Genomic DNA, 23,223 nt, shown 5'->3' on the forward strand with positions numbered 1-23,223 from the left:
TGTATTACTCCATAAATTGATAAGCGACTATGGTGGTGATGATTATCATAAGTATTGTTGACAAATACATCATATATATAGATCGAGTAATATGTAGTCGATTTAGTGTTTCTAATGCATCACCCATATATTCACGAAACGTCATCTTTTTAAAGTACTGGTTATAACCGCCTAGGCGAATGTGCAATGCCCCTGCTACAGGCGCTTCTGCATAGCCACCATTAGGGCTAGGATGTTTATAGGCATCGCGAAGACCAATACGAAATGCGGATTTGCCATCAAATCGTAATATAAAGGCAGAAATAACTAATAATAGGAATGTTAGTCGTGCTGGAATCCAATTTAATATATCATCTAAACGAGCCGCCACACGGCCAAAGAACATATATTTTTGGTTCTTATATCCCAACATGGAATCCATAGTATTAGCTGTGCGATATAATATAGCTCCTATAGGACCACCTAATATAAAGAAAAATAGTGGTGAAATTATGCCATCAATAGTATTTTCTGATATCGTTTCTACTGTGGCTCGAGTGATTTCACTTTCATCAAGATCTTCTGTATCGCGCCCTACAATCCATGAAACGCGATGTCTTGCATCATCGATACGACCTTGTTTAAGCAATCTATTAATTTCAAATCCAGCCGCACCTAATGAACGAGGTGAAATAGTAATGTACACGATCAGAACTTGAATAGAATATTCTACCCATTCATTAATGAGACTACCAATCCATAGAATCAATGAGGCTATGATATAAATGGTTAACAATATAAATCCAACTGCAATACCACCATACCAAAGTTTTTTTGTATCATTATCTGTATCTTTATAAAATACAGCCTCATAAAATGATATGACACGACCAATTAGGGCAACAGGATGAAACTTACTATTGGGATCCCCAATAATCGTATCAATAATAAATGCCAAAATTGGAATACACACATAGTTGTAGTGTTTAAACCACTCTAAGAGAATGTTTAAATCCATTAACATCACCCATTATCCTTTAATAGAGTCATAATGTAATCCATATCCAAATGTTCTTCTACGATGTCTGCTAAACGATTATACGCATTGTTTTTATGTTCGAAATAATGGAAAACAACAGGTGTTTCATCTAATCCTTTACGTAAACGCAATTGATTTATAATAAAACGACGGAATTCATCATTATCAAAAACACCATGAATGTAGGTACCCATAACTTGATGACGACCATCGATAAACCCATCTACGACCGTTATAGGATTTTCACTACGTTTAGTAATGGTAAAACAACGTTTTACAGTATCATCATTTGGTGTTGTATCCCCCATATGAATTTCATAGCCTACGAGTTCACTACCAGAAAATGTACCGTTAAGGAAATGTAAATTCTCAACATCAAATGTGACTTGATGTGTCGTTTTTTGATCCTTCATGGTTGTAGTAGAGTTAACTAAACCCAGACCTTCACTCTCCTCAATATCCCCTTCCATGTGATGCGGATCATATATAGCAGTACCAAGCATTTGGTTACCACCGCAAATACCGATTACAGGAGTTCCTTTTTCTGCGAGCTCTTTAATCTCATTAGCTAAGCCGGAGTTTTTTAAATATGTTAAGTCAGCCAATGTATTTTTAGAACCTGGTAAAATAATCAAATCAGGCGTACCAATAACATCTCCAGAACCGATAAAACGAACGGATACATCTGGTTCATAGTTCAATGCATCAAAGTCTGTAAAATTAGAGATTTTAGGAGTTTGGATTACAGCAATTTGAATGTCTTTAGAACCTACATTCTTTTTATTTTCCAAAGCTACAGAATCTTCTTCATCAATATCAAGGTTTTCTATGGCAGGAATAACACCAACTACTTTTTTACCTGTTTTTTCTTCGATGAAAGTCAATGCTGGTTCTAATAACTTAATATCGCCACGGAATTTATTAATTACAATCCCCTTTATTAAATCGCGTTCTTCTGGTTCGAGTAATTCTAATGTGCCCACAATAGAAGCAATAGCACCACCTCTATCTATATCGGCAATGAGAAATACAGGCGCTTGTGTCATTTTAGCAATACGCATGTTTACGATATCATTAGCTTTTAAATTAACCTCAGCAGGACTACCAGCCCCTTCGATAACAATCATTTCAAAATTTTCATCGAGAAAGGCAAGAGATTCTTTGACCTTATCAAGAGCTGTTAAGGAGTAATGGGTATGATATTCTTTAGCACTATAGACACCAACTGGTTTGCCCATTAATACGACTTGAGATGACTGATTTCCTGTAGGTTTAAGCAATACAGGGTTCATCTGTACAATAGGATCAATACCAGCTGCTTCAGCTTGGGCAACTTGTGCTCGTCCAATTTCATCACCCCATTTGGTTACATAGGAGTTTAAAGCCATATTTTGTGCTTTAAATGGCACAGTTTTATAGCCCATTCGATAAAGAATGCGGCATAATGCAGTACATAAAATACTTTTGCCTACATTAGAGCTCGTTCCTTGGAACATGATTTTTTTAGCCATTTATATGAACCTCCTGAGATTTTAATTCTATGGTTACTCCACTAATTGTTAAGTACATTTTATTGGCAGCACTAGCAACCTCTCGATTTACACGACCAGTTATATCGCGGAAATATCTTGCCAATTTATTTTCCGGTACAATACCTAATCCAATTTCGTTGGTCACAAAAATAACAGTTTTATCATTACTGTTATTAATTTCCTGTAATAATAGTCGTAGCTCTTCTAAAATAATAGATTCAATACGATTAGAATCTTCCTGCGTATTGATATCCCCATGAGCGAAGACGTGATTTGATGTAAACATTGTAAGACAATCAATCAAGATGACATCACTTACATTCTTAATTTGTTCCCAATTTTTGTGTAAGTATAGTGGAATTTCGAAGGTAATCCACTCTTTACCACGGCGCAACTGATGCTTTTTAATACGATCTTTCATTTCGTCATCAAAAGCTTGCCCTGTAGCAACATATGCCTTTCGCCCTTTTAAGGATAAGGCTAATTGTTCTGCAAATTCACTTTTTCCACTACGAGCTCCTCCGGAGCATAGAATAATTGTAGATTTCATAAACCACCTATACAAGTATATATAATTTCTGTATCATTATTAGTATAACAAAAGGAGATACACTATGGAAATTATGAATATGAAATTAAAAATGATGTCTACCCTTTGGGAAAATACCTATCGTGTAGCTATTGAAGATGGTCAAGGTGGATATATTGGTACATGTCGTGTAGTTGTTAATGTACCGCTAGACCCTTCTGAATTACCTCCTAATGCACCTATTGTGGAACCACAAATGTTTGTATTAGTAGAGGATTTTTCTTTTGATGCATCTAAAATTATAAATTTTGAGACAACATTAGCAGATTTATTGCGTGAAAAATTTAGATATCAAATTCCTCATATCTTCTTTTTCTATCCAAGTCCACATGATGTATTGAATCAAGAAATTACACAATCTTAATAAAGAAAAAAGCTATGTGAAGACATAGCTTTTTTTGTTTATTCTTCTCCGATTTCTTCTTCTACACGACTTAATATGAAGCATAAATCAGATAGTCGATTTAAGTATCGCAAATTAGATTCATGTACGCTTTCACCATCGTCTAATACACGCCATAAATCACGTTCTGCACGACGAGCAACTGTTCTAGATACATGTAAGTAGGCAGAAGATTTATTTTCACCAGGTAGAATAAATTCTGCAAGAGGTTCTAATTTTGCATCAAAACGGTCGATAACCTTTTCCAAATGTTTTACTTGTTGATCTGTTATTTGTGGTGCTTGATTCAAGCTAGCAATATCAGCCATTAAGGTCCATAAGGAACGTTCTATATCGAGTAACTCAGCTTGTACTCTTACATTCTTTGCATAGGCTCGAGCTAATCCCAAGAAGGATTGAAGCTCATCAATCGTACCATAGGCTTCAACGCGAAGAGAAGATTTCTTTACACGTTCACCTGTATAAAGACCTGTTGTACCTTGATCACCTGTTTTTGTATAAACACTACTACCCATGGCTTACCTCCTAATTAGATGTTATTTATATTCTGGGAACCATAAATGAATTTCACGTGCTGCTGAATCAACTGAATCAGATGCATGTACAACATTAGAATCCATAGTTAAGGCATAGTCACCGCGAATACTACCAGGTGTGGCATCTACAGGATTAGTTGCACCATTGATAGTACGTACAGAAGTAACGGCATTTTTACCAGCTAGTACAAAAGCTAGTACAGGTCCAGAAGTGATAAAATCAACCAATTCACCAAAGAATGGTTTATCCTTATGCTCTGCATAATGTTCTTGTGCTAATTCTTTTGGAGTTTGAAGTAATTTCATAGCTTTAATGATTAAGCCTTTACGTTCATAACGTGTAAGAATTTCACCACAGATTTGACGTTTTACACCATCTGGTTTAATGAGAACTAAAGTTTCTTCCATCTTTAAACCTCCCTTTTATTAAAATCTATAATGTGGATTTAGAGATAGTTTTTTCAATCTAGCAATACGATCCTTAGTACTAGGATGTGTGCTAAAAAGATTCGATAAACTAGCACCAATACCCATCATAGGATTAATTATAAACATATGCGCTGTAGCATTATTGGCATTAGGTAATGTTCCATATTTAGAATATTCTTCAATTTTAGCCAATGCCGATGCAAGTCCTAAAGGGTTCTTGCTTAACATAGCCCCACCCTCATCAGCTAAATATTCACGAGTACGAGAAATACTCATCTGAATAATAGCAGCTGCTATAGGCGCCAAAATAACCATACCAATCAACGCAAGTGGATTGACATTATCATCGCGGTCATCAGAGCGACCACCAAAGAACATACCAAAATGGGCAATAGTAGATATAGCGCCTCCAATAATGGCAGCAATAGTACTAATTAGGGTATCACGATTTTTAACATGTGTTAATTCATGACCTAAAACGCCCGCTAATTCATCATCTGTTAATAAACGTTGAATTCCGGCTGTTACAGCTACCGCAGCATGTTCTGGATTACGACCAGTTGCAAATGCATTTGGTACGTCCGTAGGGATGATATAAACCTTTGGCATTGGTAGTTTACCGTTTTTAGCCAATTGTTCAACCATACCATATAGTTTTGGGTTTGATTGAGCGGTAACTTGTTGTGCATTGTATTGTGCTAACACAATCTTATCGCTATACCAATACGATGCTATTGACATGCCTGCAGATATGATGAACATTAACATCATTCCACGAGCGCCGCCAAAGGCATCGCCTAATAATACTAGTATCACTATTAAAGTGGCTAGTAACATTGTTGTTTTAAAATTATTCATAGAGTCCTCCAACATAAGTTTTTGGACTATGCCTTAACTAGATTTATTATACCACATTTTGAATAGTTGTGGCTCCTGCTGTATCTGCCTCTAACACATATACCTTGTTCTCAATACCATGGAAATCAAAGATTTGCCCCATTGCATCAGCTACTGTTTGTACGTGAGCTTTATCTGTATATGCAATCAAGGTAGAACCAGATCCACTGATAGTTGCACCATAAGCTCCAGCGGCTTTTGCGGCAGAGAATACCTTATCACAATGTGGAATCAACGTTTTTCGATACGGTACATGGAGATTATCCTCCAAGGCAACCGCAAGATTATCCAATTGGTTCGTAATTAAACTAGTTACAAATAACGATGCATGACTCACATTTTGAACAGCCTCTTTAAAAGGCACATGATTTGGTAATACAGATCGTGCATATTCTGTAGAAACTAATACCTCTGGTACGACTACAGCAAAATGAAGTGACTCTGGTACAGGGATAACTGTATTCAACACTTTATCTTTTAGGCCTGTAGCACAACAAAGATTACCAAAAATGGCTGGTGCCACATTATCTGGATGCCCTTCCATACGATTGGCAATGATGAGTAACTCTTCTTTTGAAAGCGGTTTATTTACGAGATTATTGGCTAGTAAAAGCCCACCTACAATAGCGGTACTACTACTACCAAGGCCACGTGATGGCGGAATCAGTGTTTCTGAAGTTATATGACCATATTGTATTGGTTCTTGTGCTTTAGCAAATACTTGTTCAATAGCTATGCCGATGAGATTCTTTTTAGGATCTTCTTTTTCTAATATATCAGCGCCATATCCATGAAATGTATAGCTAAAAGATGTAGCATTTGCATCAGGTGTAAATTCAAAAATATTATATAGATTTAATGCTAGTCCAAGGCAATCAAAACCTGGTCCGCAATTGGCACTTGTAGCAGGCACTTGTACACGAATTGTTGTCATAATATTACGCTTCCATAATTCTGATTACACTACATACATCTTTCACAGATCGCAAGCTGTTAAAAGAATCAATTAAATTTAAAATATAGGAATGTGGACATTTAGAAGTCACAATAGCAAGTACTGCTGTTTCAGGATCTTTATTTCGTTGAACGATTGAAAGAACAGAGATTTTTTGCTCTGCTAATTTTGTAGCAATCTTTGCAAGAACACCAGTTTTATTATCAACAGCTAACCGCATATAGTAACTGGATTGTATTTTACCTGGGGAATAAATATTCTTTTGGTCAAAGTAGAATGGTTTAAAACGTCCTGTAGCTTCAAAAGCTACGTTTTTAGCTACTTCCATAATATCGCTAACAACGGAGCTGCCTGTTGGTAAACTACCGGCGCCACGTCCATAGAACATGGCATCATCAATGCCATTACCCTTGATATAAATTGCATTGTACGAGCCGCGTACAGATGCAAGTGGATGTGTTAATGGTACGAAAGCAGGGTATACATTGAGAGATAAACCCTTTGACGATTCTTTTGCAATGCCAATAAGTTTAATATTGTATCCAAATTCCTTACCAAAGGAAATATCTTCTGTATCAATTTTAGTAATACCTTCTACAGTTACATCCTCGAAGAATATACGACGGTTAAAGCTAATGGATGCTAAAATAGCAAGTTTACGAGCTGCATCTAATCCTTCTACATCGGCAGTTGGATCAGCTTCTGCATAGCCTAAATCTTGAGCCTCTTTTAATACATCCCCGTAGCTTAATCCTTCATCTGTCATTTTAGATAAAATAAAGTTTGTAGTACCATTCATAATACCAACAAGTTCAGTAATGCGATTACCGCCAAGGGAATCGTATAATGTTCTAATAATTGGAATGCCACCTAATACAGAGGCTTCAAAACGTAAATCTACGTGGTTTTTATACGCTAAGTCAAATAAATATGGGCCTGCTTCTGCTAATAAATCCTTATTGGCTGTAACAACACTTTTTCCATGTTTTAAAGCTGCTTCAACACAATCTTTCGCAAATGTTGTGCCCCCCATTAATTCAACGACAATAGCAATCGATTCATCATTAAGAACATCATCAATGTTAGTCACGTATTGTGCAGTGCTTGGTAGTGTAATATTTGTGTATTTATCTGGGTTGCGAACAAATATTTTTGAAATCTCGATAGTTACACCGCTTCTGTTAGTAATCAAATCGACATTATCTTGTAATAAATTAAAAGTTCCTTGGGAAACAGTACCAAATCCTAATAAGGCTATTTTAACGGTCTTCATAATGGTCCTACTCTCTTCTGACTGGTCAATATAATATTTATATTATGCTTGACCTAAAATTTCTACTTTAATAATTCCTTTCATATTGCGAATATCATGTAATAATTCCTCTAAGGAACCTTGCAAGTTTTTGGTTTCGAAAGAAATACTACTATTAGCAATACCCTGTAATGGAATATCTTGATTTATGGTCAAGATACTTCCGTTTTTATCGGCTATTGCTTTTAAAACACTTGATAACATACCTGATTCATTGGACATTGAAACGGTAATGCTAACAATTTTTCCTTGAGCAATCTCAAAAAATGGAAATACATAATCTTTATATTTATAATAAGCAGATCGACTTAAATCCATTTTCTCAACAGCTTCATTTATGGTTTTTACTTCACCTAGTTTCAAAATCTCTTTTACTTTAATCGTTTTCTTAATCGCTTCTGGTAAAATATCTTCTTGAACTAAATAAAATTTGTCCTTTTTCGGTTTTGTCATACTAATTCTCCTTACATTAATTAGATGTTTCCTGAGCAACAAACTGACGTCCATATAAAGTTAATACTGCATACATACCTATAAAAAATGGCACATATTCTGCCATCACACGCCACGCCACAGCTATAATACCTACAGTACCACTCGGTACGAATGGTGCAAAAAGTAAAATAAATAATCCTTCAGCAATACCTGTTCCCCCTGGAGTGGGTGCAAAATAAAGTATTAAATTCAACAATATCATTCTATCTAATATCGTAATAATTGGCACATCATTAGTAAAAGCAAACATCAATGCCGGTGCTATACAGTATAAGCATAATAAACTTAATCCTGATTCGATAAATACAATAAAGGATTGAGTAGGTTTTTTATACAATAATGCAAGCCCTTGATTTAGTGTTTCTAATTTCGCCAACCAATCTTTGGTCTTATGTGCCTTAAAACGTTGTGCTAAATTATATACGAATTTCCTCATATATACCGTTTGTAAAAGATATGTTCCTAATAAGGTGGCCATGACGGCCAAGAAGGAAAATAGTAATAACATATCTCTTGAAATATATGGTATTTCTATGGAGTCATATAAAAACACAATCGGTAACATGATGACTAAAAACATGATTGAAAAAACAGTACGTATCAATACGATTGGAGTTCCCTTACTTATCGGAACATCATAGCTTCTTAATACGAGTACTTGAGCCACAGCTCCACCACTGGCACCTGGTGTGAGCATAGCCATAAAATAGTTGCTAAATATAACCCGAAGTACAGCTTTTATTGATAAATGATAACCGCCAATTTTTACAAGGCGCTGCAATCTTAATCCATCAAAATACATCCCTAAAGCAAGTGCAATAATGGCAAGCAACAAAGATTCACCATTAAAAGTTGTTATTGTTTTAAGGGCTTCTAAATCGATAGTATAATAAATGATTCCTAAAGATACGGCAAAAAGTAGGACAAACATAAATATGCCGCGTCTCATCATCTTACTCATAACAAATCCCCATAATTAATGAGTTCTATATTATGTTGTGAAATATATCTGCGTACATTATCGGATGTCATAGCAGATAATTCATCTTGCCAATGATAACCCCAATTATATTGCTTTCTTAAAATTTCATCACTAATGCCTGGATGCGTCATAATTTCATGGGCCCCAGATAGAGAGCTAACTTGTTTTAAAATCGATAATAATTCTGTTTCTCCTAAAGCACCACCATTAATCATACCCCAGAAGTATTGTGTAAAGTAAATCCCCTTGTCGCGAATGCTAGGCAATGCTTGCGCAGCCACGGTGCTCAAACCACATTTCCCCATAATACGAACAGGATTATGCACGCCATTTAAAAATGTTATTTTTTCATTTGGTACCCGTATGGCTTTAATTTTATATCGCATAGACTGTTCTAAAACTATAGGTAGAATACTAGGTAATACATGCATATGTTGGTGTCCATCAATATGAGTAACGTTTACACCAGATTCCATAATTTTAGAAACTTGCTTTGTAATCTCTGTTCTCACTTCATCATAATTAATAGAGCCACTATATATGCGCTTCATAAACTCTACATAATTATCAACAAAAACACCTTCTTTTGTTACAAGACTAGGAATTTCACTAGGATCACTTACAGGGGCGATTCCTCCCACCAAAGCTATGTGAATACCTATACCCAACTTTGGATATTCCTTTGCCATATCTACTGCTTCATTAAAAGCAGCACCACTTGCCAATATAGATGTACTTGTAATAGCACCTTTAGTATGCCCTACAATAATACCTTCATTTATAGCTGAATGAAGGCCAAAATCGTCAGCATTTATAATTAATTTTGACATATGCGTGCCTCTTTATTCGTAAAAACGGAAAAACAATGTTCACTCAGAAAAGATATATGTTATTTTAACAAATACAGGTATATAAAATCAATACAAAATAGCAATACTTGTATACTGGAAACGGACTTTTTATATCGTTTTCACATAATTTATATACCCTTCTATCATAGATAATCATATTTTATACTACTATAGAAAATTATATACCCTGTCATCAAAAATGATCGATGACAGGGTATCGTTATAATATATTAAATTTGTTCTCTTACTTTATACATACATAGGGCGGCCGCAATTGATACGTTTAAAGATTCTATATCACCATACATGGGAATCGTAATAGCCTGATCACACATTTCAATAATTTCTCTAGACACTCCATTTCCTTCATTACCGAGTATAATCATGGTTCGTTTAGGATATGAAATGGTATGATAAGGTTTTGCATTTTCTAGTGAGGTAACATAGGTTTTTATCGTATTATCCTTTATGAAATCATAAAATTCAGATAATGTGACATCTTCAAAAATCGGAATATTACAAAGCGCACTCATCGTACTACGTACGCATTTTTCGTTATAAGGATCTACGGTTCCTTTTAACAAGAATATACCTTTTGCACCAGCAGCCACCGCTGTACGAATTATGGTACCTAAGTTTCCTGGATCCTGTACACCATCTAGTGCGACATATAATCCATCCTCTACTATCAATGAATGCAAATCATTAACATATTTTTTCGCTATACCTAGTATACCCTGTCCATTTACAGAGTGCTCAATTTTATCAAATATTGGATCTTGTACTACATAGACGGAAGAAACAGTCAAACCTTTTTCCACTAGTGGTTCCAATTCACTTCGCTTTGATTCTCTAATTAAAATAGAGCGCAAACAATCTTTTTTTCCTATATCCGTTACAGCACGAATTCCTTCCACCATATATTCACCAAATTTTTGTCGATATTTTCGCTGTTGTAAACTGATAATATGTTTTATAGTCTTATTGTCTTTCGATTGAATATAATCTATTTTTGGTGATTCCATAACTCGTAAAAATCCCCCTTATGTTGCATAAGCTCATCAAATGTTCCATCTTCCACAATCTTACCATAAGAAAGAACTAGAATTCTATTTGCTTTTTGTACAGTTGATAAACGATGCGCTACATTTATAATTGTTTTTTCACCACGTATAGTTTCAATACTTTCTTGAATTTGTGATTCCGTATGACTATCGATATTTGCCGTTGCTTCATCAAGCAATAAAATCGGTCTATTTAAAATCAACGTTCTTGCAAAGGCTAATAATTGCTTTTGGCCATCTGATAATAGCGATCCCAAATATCCTACTGATGTTTGATATCCATCTGGCAAAGATTCAATCATATCGTGTAATTTGACCTTTTTAGTAGCGTCTATAATAGTGTCCATAGAGATAGAGGAATCATATAAATTAAGATTATCTTGAATCGTACCTTTAAATAAGTATGCATTTTGAAATACATAGCCCATAATATTTCTAATCATTGAAGAATCATATTGGCTAATATCATGACCATTAATATAAATGTTGCCTTTTGTAGGTCGCAATATTCCCATCAATAATGAAAGTAATGTTGATTTTCCACTACCAGATAGTCCTACAATACCAAGATACTCTCCTTTTTTTACTGTAAAAGAAATGTTATTCAAAGCATATACATCACTGTTATCATAGGAGTAATACACATCTTTTAATTCGATGGTATCAATGGTCTTAAATTCATTGGGAACAGTTGTTATCAACTCGCGCTTTGGTTCATCCAAAATAGGAATCAATCGTTCTGCACCGGCTAATGCACTTTGCAAGGAATTATATTTATCAGCAATTTCTTTCATAGGTTGAAAGAATCTATCCATATATTGTATAAATGCAAACACCGTACCTGCATCTGCTACGGAATCTAATAGATTTGTCATTGTAAAAATAACAATGAGTGCCACAAAGAACAAACCATCTACGAGAGGTCTAAAAATAGAAAAGGTTGTAACCTCAAATATACCGGCTTTTAAAAACTCGCGATTGACAGAGTCGTACCGTTGTTCAATACTTCTTTCACCTAAATAAGTTTTTACAATTAATATGTAATTCAACAATTCTTTGATGCTCGAATTAGAAGCTGCTACAGAAGAACGAACTTGTCTAAAAGCTTTTCTGGAAAATTTTTGATACACCCAGATAATAAACCCCATTATAGGAATCAACAAGGTCATAACAATTGCTAAGGGCACATTAATAGCATACATAAAAGCTAATATGCCCAAAATCATCAATGCACTGCTTATGAGTTTTAGCAATACATCTGTATATAATGTACGCAATGATTCTACGTCATTGGTAATACGGGTTACCCAATTACCTATAGGCAAAGACTGAAAATCTTCGGCAGATTTATGAAGAATTTTTTCAAATACCGTACTGCGTATATGAAAAATAATCTTCTGCCCAAATGTAGATAATAAATAGTTTTGTAAGAGAATAAAGACAATGCTGCCAACTATAGTTAATGCATATAGTCCAGCATAATGCTGAATAGTATTCAAATCTTTCATAGCAAAGCCTAAATCGATAGCTTGTTTAGAAAGATATGGACGTATAAGCGAGCATAATAGATTACTAATAAGGGCTATACTAGCCAAAATGAGTAGCCATAAATAAGGCCTAATATATTTTGTTAAATATGTAAATAGGCGCCAATCATTATACTTTAGTTTCATTATTGGGCCTCCTTATTTTGAGCTGTATACATCTGAAAATATAAACCGTTTTTACACATTAACTCATCATGTGTTCCAACTTCGCAAATTCTACCTTCATCCAATACAATGATACGATCCGCATGCTTGATTACCTCTAGTCGTTGAGATATACATAAAATGGTTTTATCCTTTGTAGATTGCAATACTTGTAACATTTTATCTACAGTTATGGCATCTAAAGCAGAGAAGCAATTATCTAATAATAAGTAAGGTGCATTTTTGTAAAATCCACGTGCAATATTGATGCGCTGTTTTTGACCACCTGATAAATCGCGCCCTTCCTCTGCTAATACGCTTAATGGATTCTCCAAATCCTTTCCTAAGTCACGATATAATTGAGCTTTTTTGGCTGCTTCAGCAACGGTAGTATGATTTTTATTTTCATAGCCGAAGCTAACATTGTCAGCAATTGTTGAACTTAGTAGATATGATTGCGTTGGTACATAAGAAATCGAGTTTCTAACAGTACCAATGGGCAGTGTCGTAATATCTTGATTATTAATATAAATAGTCTTTGATGGTGCTTTTTGAAGTCCTAATAACAATTTGAAGAGTGTACTTTTACCAGAGCCAGGCTTACCCACTATACCTACAAACTCTCCTTTTTTGAATGTAATATTAATTTGACGTAATACAGGTGATTTAGATTCATCATAGGTGAAATTTAAATATTTTATATCAATATCGCCTAAACCAAGTTGTTTACCATCAGTGTCATTACATTCTGCAGGAAGACTCATAAAATCAATAATTCGATCAAGGGAGGCCATCCCCTTTTGAACTATGGCTACTAATGAACCCAAAGAAATCAATGGGCCTATAATAAGCATAATAAAAGCATTGATTGTAACGAACTCACCGACAGTCATAAGGCCTTCTACGGCTAACGTACCACATATATACATACTAATACTGATGCATATAAATGGCGCAATCATAGTTAAAGGCGATAAAATAGCATCAAGAATAGCTACACTCATATTATCGGAATAATTTTTCTTGTTAATACGATTAAACAATCCTCCTATAATCGATTCTTTATTAAAAGCTCGTATAACATCCATGCCTTGGAATAGTTCTTGCCCAAATTCTGTCATGTCACTATATGTAGTTTGAGCCTGACGTTGTTTCTTTCGTAAACGCCGGCCTAGTGTAAAAATTGAACCTAAAATAAAAATAACCGGTGTCATAATCTTTAAGGCTAAAATAAAATCTATTTTTTGAATTAATATGATAGAGCCCAATATAGAATATAAAATAATATCAACGACGATCATAACACCTAAACCTAGGGCAACGCGTAATGATGTAACATCATTTGTCATCAAAGCCATTACCTTACCAGGTCCATTAACATCATAATATGTAGTAGGGATTTCTAAAGCACGAGCACATAATTTTTGGCGGAATAAATACTCCATGCGTCGGATAGATCCTAATAATGTTCTACGTGATATAACTTTCAATATAGTAATAATGATTAATAAACCAATGAAATACAATATATAATGGGTTAAGCCCTCTTTATTATGACTCAATGTATCGATGGCACTACCAATTAATTGTGGTACAATTAAAAAAGCTACATCAATTGCGATTAGCATAGTTAATCCGATGAGATAATATATACCTTCACGGCGAAAAAATTCCTTGAAAATTGCATATGGATTCATCGACTACCTCCTGTTTTCTTTCTATCGTACCATTTACTACATAATTCTTCTACCAAAAACATTAAACTAAACTATATCCAAAATTAATAGCAAACTATATCGAAAAAATTAGTTTACTAAAATGGATAGAAATGGTATACTAACCATAGAAACATTGTTTAATCTATTTAGTATATAAACTCTTAGGAGGAATGAAACATGGAAAAACGTACTGGTGTTGTAACATTTGCAGGTAACCCTATCACATTGGTGGGCCCAGAAATTAAAGTAGGTCAACAAGCACCTGATTTCACTGTATTATCTAATGATTTACAACCTAAAACTTTGAAAGATTATGAAGGTAAAGTAAAGGTAATTTCCGTAGTACCTTCTCTTGATACTGGCGTATGTGATGCACAAACTCGTTGGTTCAACCAAGATGCAACAGGTTTATCTGATGATGTTGTAGTATTGACAATTTCTATGGACCTTCCATTTGCTCAAAAACGTTGGTGCGGTGCTGCAGGCGTAGATAAAGTAGAAACATTATCTGACCACAAAGATGCTTCTTTCGGTACAAACTATGGTTTCTTAATCGAAGAATTACGTCTATTATCCCGTGGTGTTGTAGTTATCAATAAAGATAACAAAGTAACATATGTTGAATATGTACCAGAAGTAACTCAAGCTGTTAATTTTGACGCAGCATTAGAAGCAATTAAAGCTGATATCTAATATTATCTACTTATTAAGGCCGTACGTCGTACGGCCTTTTTCTATTCATGGGAGTTATGTATGTGGATTAAATTTTCAAAACTATTGTTAACTATAAAAAATATCGCCCTTCTCGGTGTTGGTGTAGCCCTGTGTATCGCTTTAGTCAATTCACTTATTAATTTAGGTGTTATTACATGGGCAAATATTAATGGTGAAAGCACATATTACAATCTTATTGAAGAATTAATTACCTTCTTCCTCTATTTCGAGTTTATTGCGTTGATTGTAAAGTACTTTAAAAATAACTTTCACTTTCCTCTCGACTTTTTCCTATATATTGGTATTACGGCCATTGTTCGATCTGTAATTATTGCCCATGATACAGCCTTTGACATCCTCATATGGGCTATCTCTATTTTTGTGCTCGTATGTAGTTTAGTATTGGTAAAAAAATATATTGGTCACGATGAATAATATAATTATTTATGATTCTATAATACTCAAAAAGGTCCTACCGATTTTCGGTAGGACCTTTATCCATATCCAAAGGATTAGAAAATGTTTTTGCTGTAATTAGCGTATTTAGCTTCTAATTCTTCCATTTTGTCATTCATTTCGATTTGTAATGCAGATGCAGTATCATAATCTTCAGATTGTAAAGCTTCTACAATACGTGTGAACAAGGATTTGCGATCATCGCTATCTTTTGCAAGATAAAAACGTAAGTCATTAACTTCTGCAAAGCGTTTGTCATCAATGCTATTACGGCTATCTGTGTGAATGGAAACCATTTTACGTACTGTATCCATATTATCAGGAATGATACGATGAGCCAATACGAGTTTCCAACGTTTCAAAATGGATGCAATGAAGGAATCCATTAAGTCATGAGCAAATGCATCACCTTGTGCCAATGTATTTACAAGTTCAGGATTATTTTTATAACCTTTAATGTTTTCCCATACTGTTGCAGGCGCTACGCCGAACATTTGATTACGTTCTTCTTGAGTGTAGTCTTCGAATACATCTTTTTCAGAACGGAATGCACGTTCTTTAGGTAAGTAATCTGCATCTTGACCAGCTTCTTTGGAAAGTTCTGCTTCCAATTGTGCTTGAGTTTTACCACTTGTAATGGCATATTTCATGCCATCAAATGCAGAGATGAAAATCAATGCTAATGCAGTGTATGTATTTGTATAAGGGTTTGGAGAACGCAATTCAAAACGTGTAGCCATAGGATTGTCGATATCGCGAATCAAACCGCAAAGGATTGTACGGTTACGGCTAGGTTCAGAAGGATCATTACCTAAGGAAGTTACGATACAAACTGGAGCTTCGAATCCAGGTTTCAAACGATTCAAGGAATCTGTTGTAGAGCTGATGAATGGGTTAATAGCTTCATAGTGTTTCAATAGACCCATGATTGCACCAATACCCAATGAGCTAGCAGATTCTTTTTTCATATCTTCTGGGCTGAACAAGTTAACAAGTTTGCCAGATTTTAATTTTGCCATTACGCCAAAGTGAGTATGTTCACCAGAACCAGCAACACCGATAATTGGTTTTGCATTGAATGTTACATCAAGACCATTTTCACGGAATACTTCACGAACGATAATACGAGCTTGTAATTCGTTATCTGCTGTTTGTAATGGGTTACCAGAGAATTTCCAGTCGATTTCCAATTGTTCCAATACAACGGATTCATGACCATCTTCATCAAGTTTAGCTTTTACACCACCAACTTCTTTATGGCCCATTTCAGCTACCATACCGTATTTATCAAGACGTTCTACGGCTTGTTCTAATGCAGTACGAACAGTGCCGTGTGTACGTTGCCAGTATTGTTCTTGCAAACGTTGAGAAACGGATAATTCTTTTTTAGTAACTGTTTTAGAAGGTGTTTTTACCCAGAATTCTAATTCAGTAGCAGATGTGAAAACAATATCTACCACATCATCAGCTTTCACATGAGGCATACCAGGTACACCTTTTTCTTTGATCAAGGATAACAATTCTGCACGAACATAGTCACAGCTGCGTTTCAAAATAGAACGAGAATCTACATAGCGGTAATTATGCATCAAGAATGCAGGAATACGAAGTGTACCAGTTGGCAAACCTGTTGCTTCATCAATGTTTTCGTAGTTGTAATCAACAAACCAGTTTACACTTGGGTCGCCCCACATATCAACACGAGCATTGTTCAATGTAGCGATATTTGTCAATACTACAGAGGAACCATCAGTTTGAACAGCACGGCCTTCAAAGAATGCTTCATAATCATCAAAGAATGCAGCCATTGGGATTTTTTCATCTGTATCATTACCAGCTAAGTCGATACCTACTAAAGATACGAATTTAATTTCTGGATGTTGTTCTAATAGAGATAAAACACCTTCTTTACCATATTGACCTGCAGGAATGTAATACAATAATTCTTTTGTAGCCATATTTGTTCCTCCTAAACTATAAAAAAAGACTCCAACAATATAGATATACAAACTGCATACCTATCCAGTGGAGTCTTCATTGACTAATTATTTTCTTGAGTACATATTACCATAGTGAGAAAATTCTTGTCAACAAATTTCTATAGAATTTTACCAGAATATTAACCTAGTAATTCTTTTACGATGGTATTTACTAATTTACCATCTGCACGGCCTTTAGTATGTGGCATAACATGTTTCATAACGTTACCCATATTTACATTATCTCCGCACTCAGCAATGGCTTTTTTTACGACATCGCGAATTTCATCTTCTGTCAATTGCGCTGGCATATATTTTTGAAGAACAGCTATTTCTTCCTTAACATGACTAATTAGATCTTCACGACCTGCCTTTTCAAATTCTGTAAGAGAATCTTGGCGTGTTTTCATTTCTTTAGCTAAAATGCCTAATACACCATTATCATCAAGTTCAATTTTATCATTTATTTCTGTATTTTTAATGGCACTATTGACCATACGAATAACAGATAAAGCTATTTTGCCTTCTTCTCGAGCCTTCATAGCAGCTTTCATATCTTCTTTTAATTGATCTTTTAAACTCATGGGAACCTCCTATACGACTCAATCATTAAATACATATTAGCATCTTAGAAACTAATATATAAAGAAACCCTAATTCTGGATTTCATGAAGCCATGAAAAGGCAGAATTAGGGTAATCATCTTATGCTCTGAATTTGCGTTTTCTTGCTGCTTCAGATTTTTTCTTTCTTTTTACGCTTGGTTTTTCGTAGTGTTCGCGTTTTCTTACTTCAGACAAAACACCTGCTTTTTGGCAGGAGCGTTTGAATCGACGAAGAGCACTTTCAAGCGTTTCGTTTTTACCGACTTTAATTTCAGACATCTATATCCCTCCCTCCAAAATTAATCTCAGGGAAGTGCTGATAATTTTATTTACGCACATATACATATTATATGTAGAACACTAGGTTCTGTCAATATATACCGCTATATTTTATAGGAATTTTATTACAAATCAATATTTTTTGATGTCTTACTACTTCAAAATTAATAATTTTCTATTACAAGCCATTACGCTTCAGGCCAACCCATTTCTTCGCCACCTAATAGATGAGCATGCATGTGAAATACACTTTGACCAGCTTTTGCGCCAGTATTAAAAATCAATCGATAACCATCCTTGGAAATACCAAGTTCTTTTGCCACATCACGGACAAATGGTAATAAACCTTCAACATAGTCTTCATTCTTCTCTGTAATATGAGCAATATTAGCAACATGATTTTTAGGAACAATGAGTACATGAACTTTTTTTACAGGTTCAATATCATAAAAAGCATAAAATTTATCGTTTTCTAATACTTTTTTTGATGGAATTTCGCCATTAATAATTTTACAAAAAATACAGTCGCTCATGGGGACCTCCTCTATCTTATTCAATGATTACAAAATCTTTTTCAACAGCCACCACAGTACCGCCTATGAGATCACCTATAGAGTGTTGACCATCTGATTTAACTCTACCATGAATATATTCATTTGTTAAGCCTGTATAATATCCATTTTCCTCTTTTTCAATGAGGATTTCACCAGGTTTACCTATACGAGATGTTGCATACGCATGTAAACCTTTTTCGCTTAGATCATTTAAAAGTGCTACGCGAGCCTTCTTAACGGCTTCTGGTACTTGATTTGGCATTGTTGCAGCCGGTGTACCTTCACGAATAGAATATGGGAATGCATGAATATGAGTAAAGCCAATTTCTTTTACCGTATTCATTGTTTCATCAAAGTCTTCATCCGTTTCTTGTGGAAATCCTGCAATGATATCAGTAGTAATTGATAAATCTGGGATGCGATTTCTTAAATTCTTAATCAAATCTTTATATTCTTGAAGCGTATAATGACGTTTCATCAATGTTAGAACATGATCTGACCCCGCTTGTAGAGGTAAATGTAAATGTGGACATACGCGCTTATCCGTAGCCATTAATTCTATGAGTTCATCCGATACTTCAACAGACTCAATAGATCCAAAACGTATGCGATGTAAGTTTGGAATTTCTAAGAGGGCTTTTACCACATCGGCTAGCGTAGGTCTTTCTGGTAATTCAACGCCATAGTTTCCAAGGTGAATCCCGGTTAAAACGATCTCATGAAATCCATGTTCTACTAAACGTTTCGCTTCATTTACAATATCATCCACTTTACGGGACTTTAGTTTCCCACGCGTATAAGGAATGATACAAAATGCACAATAATTATTACAACCTTCTTGAATTTTCATGAAAGCTCTCGATTTATCAGATTCATTACCAAATAATGGCATCTCTTCAAAATTAGACTCTTTCATGATATCGCGAACAGCATTAATTTGACGTTCTGTTGTTTCGAGTTGTTCAACAAGTTCAACAATTTTTGAGCGATTGTTTGTGCCAATAACTAGATTAACGCCATCAATGGCAGCAATTGCATCAGCATCAAGTTGTGCATAACAACCTGTAACGATAACATAAGCATCTTGATTTTGACGTTTAGCTTTACGAATTAATTGACGAGACTTTTTCTCTCCCATATTCGTAACAGAACATGTATTAATAACGTAAATATCAGCCTTAGAATCAAAATCAACAGCTTCATAATCATGTTGTAAAAATAACCCCTTCATAGCATCCGTATCATACTGATTGACACGACACCCTAGAGTTGTAAAGGCAACGGTTTTCATTGCACCTCCCATTTCTTTATATAAATATCTTATAGCATATGTATATAGTATTTTATAGTTCTAATTCATAGTGAACCATCGATAATGTAGCAATCGCAGCCGTTTCGGCACGTAATATAGTATGACCTAATGTAACTGATTGTCCACCACATTCTATAATATCATTGATTTCTTTCTCTTGAAAGCCCCCTTCAGGGCCAATACAAATTAAGATATCCCTATTAGTTGAATCACTATTAATAGCCTTTAAAGCATCTTTTATGGTATAACCCGCTTCATTTTCATAGGCAACCAACTTTAAAGATTCAGATTCGATGTCTAATACATTCGAAAGGGGCTCACCCACAACGAGCGTAGGTAGCTGTGTGCGCCCGCATTGTTGAGAAGCTTCTAACATAATCTTTTCCCAACGACTATATTTTGACTGTAATTTTTTTGCATCGTACTTAGCAACACAGTTCGATGTAGGTACAAGATATACGGTATCAACATTAAGCTCTGTAGCTTTTTGTAAAACCCATTCTAATTTTTCACCTTTTAAATAAGATTGTACTAATATAGTTCTATGCATAGATGTAGGAGAATCAATGTATTCTATAAGACTAGCTTGTGCTAAGCCATTTATCTCATCATTAATCTGATAGATACCACAACGGTTATCGCTACCTGTGACAGTAATGGGTTTCTCTATATTATGGCGAAATACATGTAATATATGATGAGTCACATCTTTAGGTAATACAATGGATTCATCTAATGGTGTAGGAATAAATATCTTTTTCATCGTTTTTCCAGCGCAAATGTATGCCAAGGTCCAGCAATGCGCTCCTCAATAATATGCCACTCTTTATTAATATAAGGCATAATCTCATCATACCGATCATCAATAATACCACTAATGATGAGAATACCTTTATCATCAAGTTTTTTACCAATTTGTGGCAATAAAATTTTTAAAGGATCTACTGTTAAATTCGCTAAAATCAATTGAGCGGTGCCCTTAAAATCAGTATCCAAATTACCACAAATGATATCAGCTACGACATGATTATTATCACAATTAATTCTTGCCTGTTTAGCTGCATATTCTTCTATATCGATACCTACAAGATGTTTTATACCCAAATGAGCAGCTACTAACAACAGAATGCCTGTCCCTGTCCCAATATCTAAACAAGTAACAGAATCTAAATTCATGGATTTACTATAGGCCTGTAAAAGTTCTGCACAAGTTCTCGTAGTTTCATGAGAACCAGTACCAAACGATATATCTGAATCGATTTCGATAATAGTTTTATTCTGTTCATTATCATATTCTTGCCATGCAGGTTTGATTATTAAATTAGGTAGTATTTCTGTAGGTTCTATATACTGTTGCCAAGAATTGAGCCACGTAGATTCATCTAATATATGTGCATCTATTGATGTGATTTCGATATTGCTTTCGTTAAGACGCCCCTTTATATCAGACTTAATCGTGTTAGGATCTAATGATGCATCAGCATAAAGCGTTAATTGTACTAAATTCGGTTGATTATCTACATCTTCTTCTATAATTCCATTGTCTGCATAATCGCCAAAAAGAGTAGTCACCTCATCGGTGGCTACTCTTTCGCAGACAATAGATATTTCTATCCATTGCATAAATGCTCCTTTACTATTGATGCGCAGGAACAAACCATTCACGCATCAGAGCTGTTCATTTAGTTAAACGATCCTTGATTTTCTCGAATAAACTCTTACTAACTTGTAAGTTATTCACATCTTCATTGCCTTCTTTGGCAAATCGAAGTAATAATTCACGTTGTGTTTCCGTTAATTTTTTAGGTGTTTGAACCGTAACGACTACGTGTTGATCACCACGTTGTTTTGGATTGCGTAAATATGGAATACCTTTGCCCTTAAGTCTGAATGCAGTTCCCGTTTGAGTGCCTTCTGGGATCTTCAATTCTACTTTACCATCTAAGGTATTCACTTGTATAGTCGCTCCTAATGCAGCTTGTGCAAAGCTAATTGTAACACGACTGATAACATCATTGCCATTTCGTTCAAATTCTTTGTGAGGGCGTACGTAAATATAAACGTATAAGTCGCCTTTTGGACCACCTAATATACCCGGTTCACCTTCATTGGAAACGCGTAGACGAGATCCGTTATCTACACCAGCTGGAATCTTAATATCGATTTTTCGTTTTACTAAGATTTCACCAGATCCACGACATTTGGAGCATGGTTTTTCAATGACCTTACCAGAGCCATGGCAACGAGAACAAGTACGAGCAGATTGCATACGACCAAATGGTGTATTTTGAATAACAACCTCTTGACCAGAGCCATGACAATTAGGACATGTATCAACTTTAGATCCAGGTTCACCGCCGGTACCGTGACAATGATTACATTCTTCATGACGTTGAATGTTGATTGCCATTGATTTACCAAAGGCAGCATCCTCAAAGGATATATCTATGTCTTCACGAAGATCATTGCCCTTTTGAGGACCATGTTGTTGGTGTCCACCACCAAACATGCCACCAAAGAAATCACCAAATATATCACTGAAGCCACCAGCTTGACCACCGAAACCGCCAAAGCCACCTTGGAAACCACCGGCGCCAGCGCCGCCTCCTTGTTTGAAGGCGTCGTGGCCGAATTGGTCATATTGAGCTTTTTTAGTTTCATCAGACAATACTTCGTAAGCTTCGTTAGCTTCTTTAAACTTTGCTTCTGCTTCCTTTGGATTATCTTTATTTACATCTGGATGGTATTGGCGAGCCTTTTTACGGAAGGCTTTTTTAATTTCATCTTGAGTTGCATTTTTGCTGACCCCTAAGATGTCATAATAATCTCGTGCCATTAGTTACCAACCCTTC

Annotated in this window: 25 protein-coding genes; 3 read left to right on the top strand and 22 right to left on the bottom strand. The window is 35.2% G+C overall.

Annotated elements, in window-relative coordinates:
- Positions 1-4: 4 nt before the first annotated feature.
- Genes cbiB through cobU form a run of 3 tightly spaced genes read right to left on the bottom strand, consistent with a single transcriptional unit; the run spans position 5 to position 3,100 of the window.
- Positions 5-997: an adenosylcobinamide-phosphate synthase CbiB gene (gene cbiB / locus HMPREF1151_RS04545; RefSeq protein WP_038141318.1), complete on the bottom strand. Its 993-nt coding sequence runs from the start codon at positions 995-997 to the stop codon at positions 5-7.
- Between the two features lie 5 nt (positions 998-1,002).
- Positions 1,003-2,529, bottom strand: coding sequence for a cobyric acid synthase (locus HMPREF1151_RS04550; RefSeq protein WP_009661129.1), 1,527 nt, complete (start codon positions 2,527-2,529; stop codon positions 1,003-1,005).
- Positions 2,522-3,100 carry a bifunctional adenosylcobinamide kinase/adenosylcobinamide-phosphate guanylyltransferase gene (gene cobU / locus HMPREF1151_RS04555; RefSeq protein WP_005379783.1) on the bottom strand — a complete coding sequence of 193 codons (579 nt, stop codon included), beginning with the start codon at positions 3,098-3,100 and terminating at the stop codon, positions 2,522-2,524. The genes HMPREF1151_RS04550 and cobU overlap by 8 nt, the downstream gene beginning before the upstream one ends.
- Before the next feature lie 64 nt (positions 3,101-3,164).
- Between cobU and HMPREF1151_RS04560 the strand changes: the two genes are divergently transcribed.
- A complete protein-coding gene (locus HMPREF1151_RS04560; protein ID WP_005379051.1) occupies positions 3,165-3,503 on the top strand; it encodes a hypothetical protein in 339 nt (112 codons plus the stop codon).
- Between the two features lie 38 nt (positions 3,504-3,541).
- Here the strand turns inward: HMPREF1151_RS04560 and HMPREF1151_RS04565 are convergent, their stop codons facing one another.
- From HMPREF1151_RS04565 to HMPREF1151_RS04615, 11 genes are all read right to left on the bottom strand, one after another.
- Positions 3,542-4,057: a cob(I)yrinic acid a,c-diamide adenosyltransferase gene (locus HMPREF1151_RS04565; protein ID WP_009661319.1), complete on the bottom strand. Its 516-nt coding sequence runs from the start codon at positions 4,055-4,057 to the stop codon at positions 3,542-3,544.
- A gap of 21 nt (positions 4,058-4,078) precedes the next feature.
- A complete protein-coding gene (ndk, locus tag HMPREF1151_RS04570; protein ID WP_005378852.1) occupies positions 4,079-4,486 on the bottom strand; it encodes a nucleoside-diphosphate kinase in 408 nt (135 codons plus the stop codon).
- A gap of 18 nt (positions 4,487-4,504) precedes the next feature.
- A complete protein-coding gene (gene htpX, locus HMPREF1151_RS04575) occupies positions 4,505-5,365 on the bottom strand; it encodes a zinc metalloprotease HtpX (protein ID WP_005379787.1) in 861 nt (286 codons plus the stop codon).
- Positions 5,366-5,411: 46 nt separating this feature from the next.
- Positions 5,412-6,338, bottom strand: a complete 927-nt coding sequence (gene thrB / locus HMPREF1151_RS04580) for a homoserine kinase (RefSeq protein WP_005378865.1) — start codon at positions 6,336-6,338, stop codon at positions 5,412-5,414.
- A 4-nt stretch (positions 6,339-6,342) separates the two neighbouring features.
- Positions 6,343-7,632, bottom strand: coding sequence for a homoserine dehydrogenase (locus HMPREF1151_RS04585; RefSeq protein ID WP_038141268.1), 1,290 nt, complete (start codon positions 7,630-7,632; stop codon positions 6,343-6,345).
- Positions 7,633-7,674: 42 nt separating this feature from the next.
- Positions 7,675-8,124, bottom strand: coding sequence for an ACT domain-containing protein (locus tag HMPREF1151_RS04590; RefSeq protein ID WP_005379031.1), 450 nt, complete (start codon positions 8,122-8,124; stop codon positions 7,675-7,677).
- A gap of 16 nt (positions 8,125-8,140) precedes the next feature.
- Entirely contained in the window at positions 8,141-9,127 is a 987-nt protein-coding gene (locus tag HMPREF1151_RS04595; protein ID WP_005383313.1) for a lysylphosphatidylglycerol synthase transmembrane domain-containing protein, read from the bottom strand.
- Positions 9,124-9,978, bottom strand: a complete 855-nt coding sequence (locus tag HMPREF1151_RS04600; RefSeq protein WP_009661085.1) for a ChbG/HpnK family deacetylase — start codon at positions 9,976-9,978, stop codon at positions 9,124-9,126. The genes HMPREF1151_RS04595 and HMPREF1151_RS04600 overlap by 4 nt, the downstream gene beginning before the upstream one ends.
- Before the next feature lie 251 nt (positions 9,979-10,229).
- Positions 10,230-11,024 (bottom strand): RNA methyltransferase, encoded by a 795-nt coding sequence (locus HMPREF1151_RS04605; protein ID WP_009661162.1) that lies wholly within the window; start codon positions 11,022-11,024, stop codon positions 10,230-10,232.
- Entirely contained in the window at positions 11,006-12,736 is a 1,731-nt protein-coding gene (locus tag HMPREF1151_RS04610; RefSeq protein WP_009661226.1) for an ABC transporter ATP-binding protein, read from the bottom strand. The genes HMPREF1151_RS04605 and HMPREF1151_RS04610 overlap by 19 nt, the downstream gene beginning before the upstream one ends.
- Positions 12,736-14,451: an ABC transporter ATP-binding protein gene (locus HMPREF1151_RS04615; RefSeq protein WP_009661151.1), complete on the bottom strand. Its 1,716-nt coding sequence runs from the start codon at positions 14,449-14,451 to the stop codon at positions 12,736-12,738. The genes HMPREF1151_RS04610 and HMPREF1151_RS04615 overlap by 1 nt, the downstream gene beginning before the upstream one ends.
- Before the next feature lie 198 nt (positions 14,452-14,649).
- Between HMPREF1151_RS04615 and tpx the strand changes: the two genes are divergently transcribed.
- Together tpx and HMPREF1151_RS04625 are read left to right on the top strand one after the other, a co-directional pair.
- Positions 14,650-15,165: a thiol peroxidase gene (gene tpx, locus HMPREF1151_RS04620; RefSeq protein WP_005378916.1), complete on the top strand. Its 516-nt coding sequence runs from the start codon at positions 14,650-14,652 to the stop codon at positions 15,163-15,165.
- Between the two features lie 60 nt (positions 15,166-15,225).
- Positions 15,226-15,621: a phosphate-starvation-inducible protein PsiE gene (locus tag HMPREF1151_RS04625; RefSeq protein ID WP_009661285.1), complete on the top strand. Its 396-nt coding sequence runs from the start codon at positions 15,226-15,228 to the stop codon at positions 15,619-15,621.
- Between the two features lie 77 nt (positions 15,622-15,698).
- Here HMPREF1151_RS04625 and HMPREF1151_RS04630 read toward each other — a convergent pair whose 3' ends face one another.
- From HMPREF1151_RS04630 to dnaJ, 8 genes are all read right to left on the bottom strand, one after another.
- Positions 15,699-17,600: a glutamine synthetase gene (locus HMPREF1151_RS04630; RefSeq protein WP_005378861.1), complete on the bottom strand. Its 1,902-nt coding sequence runs from the start codon at positions 17,598-17,600 to the stop codon at positions 15,699-15,701.
- Between the two features lie 161 nt (positions 17,601-17,761).
- Positions 17,762-18,205, bottom strand: a complete 444-nt coding sequence (locus tag HMPREF1151_RS04635; protein WP_009661126.1) for a GatB/YqeY domain-containing protein — start codon at positions 18,203-18,205, stop codon at positions 17,762-17,764.
- 120 nt (positions 18,206-18,325) lie between these two features.
- The gene (rpsU, locus tag HMPREF1151_RS04640) at positions 18,326-18,505 is read right to left on the bottom strand and encodes a 30S ribosomal protein S21 (protein WP_004695751.1); all 180 of its coding nucleotides are present in this window, start codon (positions 18,503-18,505) and stop codon (positions 18,326-18,328) included.
- A 188-nt stretch (positions 18,506-18,693) separates the two neighbouring features.
- Positions 18,694-19,038, bottom strand: coding sequence for a histidine triad nucleotide-binding protein (locus HMPREF1151_RS04645; protein ID WP_005378992.1), 345 nt, complete (start codon positions 19,036-19,038; stop codon positions 18,694-18,696).
- Positions 19,039-19,054: 16 nt separating this feature from the next.
- The gene (mtaB, locus tag HMPREF1151_RS04650; protein WP_009661068.1) at positions 19,055-20,350 is read right to left on the bottom strand and encodes a tRNA (N(6)-L-threonylcarbamoyladenosine(37)-C(2))-methylthiotransferase MtaB; all 1,296 of its coding nucleotides are present in this window, start codon (positions 20,348-20,350) and stop codon (positions 19,055-19,057) included.
- A 52-nt stretch (positions 20,351-20,402) separates the two neighbouring features.
- The gene (locus tag HMPREF1151_RS04655; protein WP_009661290.1) at positions 20,403-21,134 is read right to left on the bottom strand and encodes a 16S rRNA (uracil(1498)-N(3))-methyltransferase; all 732 of its coding nucleotides are present in this window, start codon (positions 21,132-21,134) and stop codon (positions 20,403-20,405) included.
- The gene (locus tag HMPREF1151_RS04660) at positions 21,131-21,994 is read right to left on the bottom strand and encodes a 50S ribosomal protein L11 methyltransferase (RefSeq protein WP_009661238.1); all 864 of its coding nucleotides are present in this window, start codon (positions 21,992-21,994) and stop codon (positions 21,131-21,133) included. Before HMPREF1151_RS04660 ends, HMPREF1151_RS04655 begins: the two co-directional genes overlap by 4 nt.
- Before the next feature lie 55 nt (positions 21,995-22,049).
- Positions 22,050-23,207, bottom strand: a complete 1,158-nt coding sequence (gene dnaJ / locus HMPREF1151_RS04665; RefSeq protein WP_005383294.1) for a molecular chaperone DnaJ — start codon at positions 23,205-23,207, stop codon at positions 22,050-22,052.
- Positions 23,208-23,223 lie beyond the last annotated feature (16 nt).

Origin of the sequence: Veillonella sp. ACP1 (assembly GCF_000286635.1) — a bacterium.
GTDB lineage: Bacteria > Bacillota > Negativicutes > Veillonellales > Veillonellaceae > Veillonella > Veillonella atypica.

What these genes read in the sequence shown, in the direction of transcription:
- htpX (WP_005379787.1), bottom strand. Translation starts at nt 5,365, where the DNA reads ATGAATAATTTTAAAACAACAATGTTACTAGCCACTTTAATAGTGATA.
- cbiB (WP_038141318.1), bottom strand. Translation starts at nt 997, where the DNA reads ATGGATTTAAACATTCTCTTAGAGTGGTTTAAACACTACAACTATGTG.
- dnaJ (WP_005383294.1), bottom strand. Translation starts at nt 23,207, where the DNA reads ATGGCACGAGATTATTATGACATCTTAGGGGTCAGCAAAAATGCAACT.
- HMPREF1151_RS04605 (WP_009661162.1), bottom strand. Translation starts at nt 11,024, where the DNA reads ATGGAATCACCAAAAATAGATTATATTCAATCGAAAGACAATAAGACT.
- HMPREF1151_RS04615 (WP_009661151.1), bottom strand. Translation starts at nt 14,451, where the DNA reads ATGAATCCATATGCAATTTTCAAGGAATTTTTTCGCCGTGAAGGTATA.
- HMPREF1151_RS04660 (WP_009661238.1), bottom strand. Translation starts at nt 21,994, where the DNA reads ATGCAATGGATAGAAATATCTATTGTCTGCGAAAGAGTAGCCACCGAT.
- HMPREF1151_RS04630 (WP_005378861.1), bottom strand. Translation starts at nt 17,600, where the DNA reads ATGGCTACAAAAGAATTATTGTATTACATTCCTGCAGGTCAATATGGT.
- tpx (WP_005378916.1), top strand. Translation starts at nt 14,650, where the DNA reads ATGGAAAAACGTACTGGTGTTGTAACATTTGCAGGTAACCCTATCACA.
- HMPREF1151_RS04655 (WP_009661290.1), bottom strand. Translation starts at nt 21,134, where the DNA reads ATGAAAAAGATATTTATTCCTACACCATTAGATGAATCCATTGTATTA.
- cobU (WP_005379783.1), bottom strand. Translation starts at nt 3,100, where the DNA reads ATGAAATCTACAATTATTCTATGCTCCGGAGGAGCTCGTAGTGGAAAA.
- HMPREF1151_RS04645 (WP_005378992.1), bottom strand. Translation starts at nt 19,038, where the DNA reads ATGAGCGACTGTATTTTTTGTAAAATTATTAATGGCGAAATTCCATCA.
- HMPREF1151_RS04550 (WP_009661129.1), bottom strand. Translation starts at nt 2,529, where the DNA reads ATGGCTAAAAAAATCATGTTCCAAGGAACGAGCTCTAATGTAGGCAAA.
- HMPREF1151_RS04560 (WP_005379051.1), top strand. Translation starts at nt 3,165, where the DNA reads ATGGAAATTATGAATATGAAATTAAAAATGATGTCTACCCTTTGGGAA.
- HMPREF1151_RS04595 (WP_005383313.1), bottom strand. Translation starts at nt 9,127, where the DNA reads ATGAGTAAGATGATGAGACGCGGCATATTTATGTTTGTCCTACTTTTT.
- HMPREF1151_RS04625 (WP_009661285.1), top strand. Translation starts at nt 15,226, where the DNA reads ATGTGGATTAAATTTTCAAAACTATTGTTAACTATAAAAAATATCGCC.
- HMPREF1151_RS04610 (WP_009661226.1), bottom strand. Translation starts at nt 12,736, where the DNA reads ATGAAACTAAAGTATAATGATTGGCGCCTATTTACATATTTAACAAAA.
- HMPREF1151_RS04600 (WP_009661085.1), bottom strand. Translation starts at nt 9,978, where the DNA reads ATGTCAAAATTAATTATAAATGCTGACGATTTTGGCCTTCATTCAGCT.
- HMPREF1151_RS04590 (WP_005379031.1), bottom strand. Translation starts at nt 8,124, where the DNA reads ATGACAAAACCGAAAAAGGACAAATTTTATTTAGTTCAAGAAGATATT.
- HMPREF1151_RS04635 (WP_009661126.1), bottom strand. Translation starts at nt 18,205, where the DNA reads ATGAGTTTAAAAGATCAATTAAAAGAAGATATGAAAGCTGCTATGAAG.
- mtaB (WP_009661068.1), bottom strand. Translation starts at nt 20,350, where the DNA reads ATGAAAACCGTTGCCTTTACAACTCTAGGGTGTCGTGTCAATCAGTAT.
- HMPREF1151_RS04585 (WP_038141268.1), bottom strand. Translation starts at nt 7,632, where the DNA reads ATGAAGACCGTTAAAATAGCCTTATTAGGATTTGGTACTGTTTCCCAA.
- ndk (WP_005378852.1), bottom strand. Translation starts at nt 4,486, where the DNA reads ATGGAAGAAACTTTAGTTCTCATTAAACCAGATGGTGTAAAACGTCAA.
- HMPREF1151_RS04565 (WP_009661319.1), bottom strand. Translation starts at nt 4,057, where the DNA reads ATGGGTAGTAGTGTTTATACAAAAACAGGTGATCAAGGTACAACAGGT.
- thrB (WP_005378865.1), bottom strand. Translation starts at nt 6,338, where the DNA reads ATGACAACAATTCGTGTACAAGTGCCTGCTACAAGTGCCAATTGCGGA.
- rpsU (WP_004695751.1), bottom strand. Translation starts at nt 18,505, where the DNA reads ATGTCTGAAATTAAAGTCGGTAAAAACGAAACGCTTGAAAGTGCTCTT.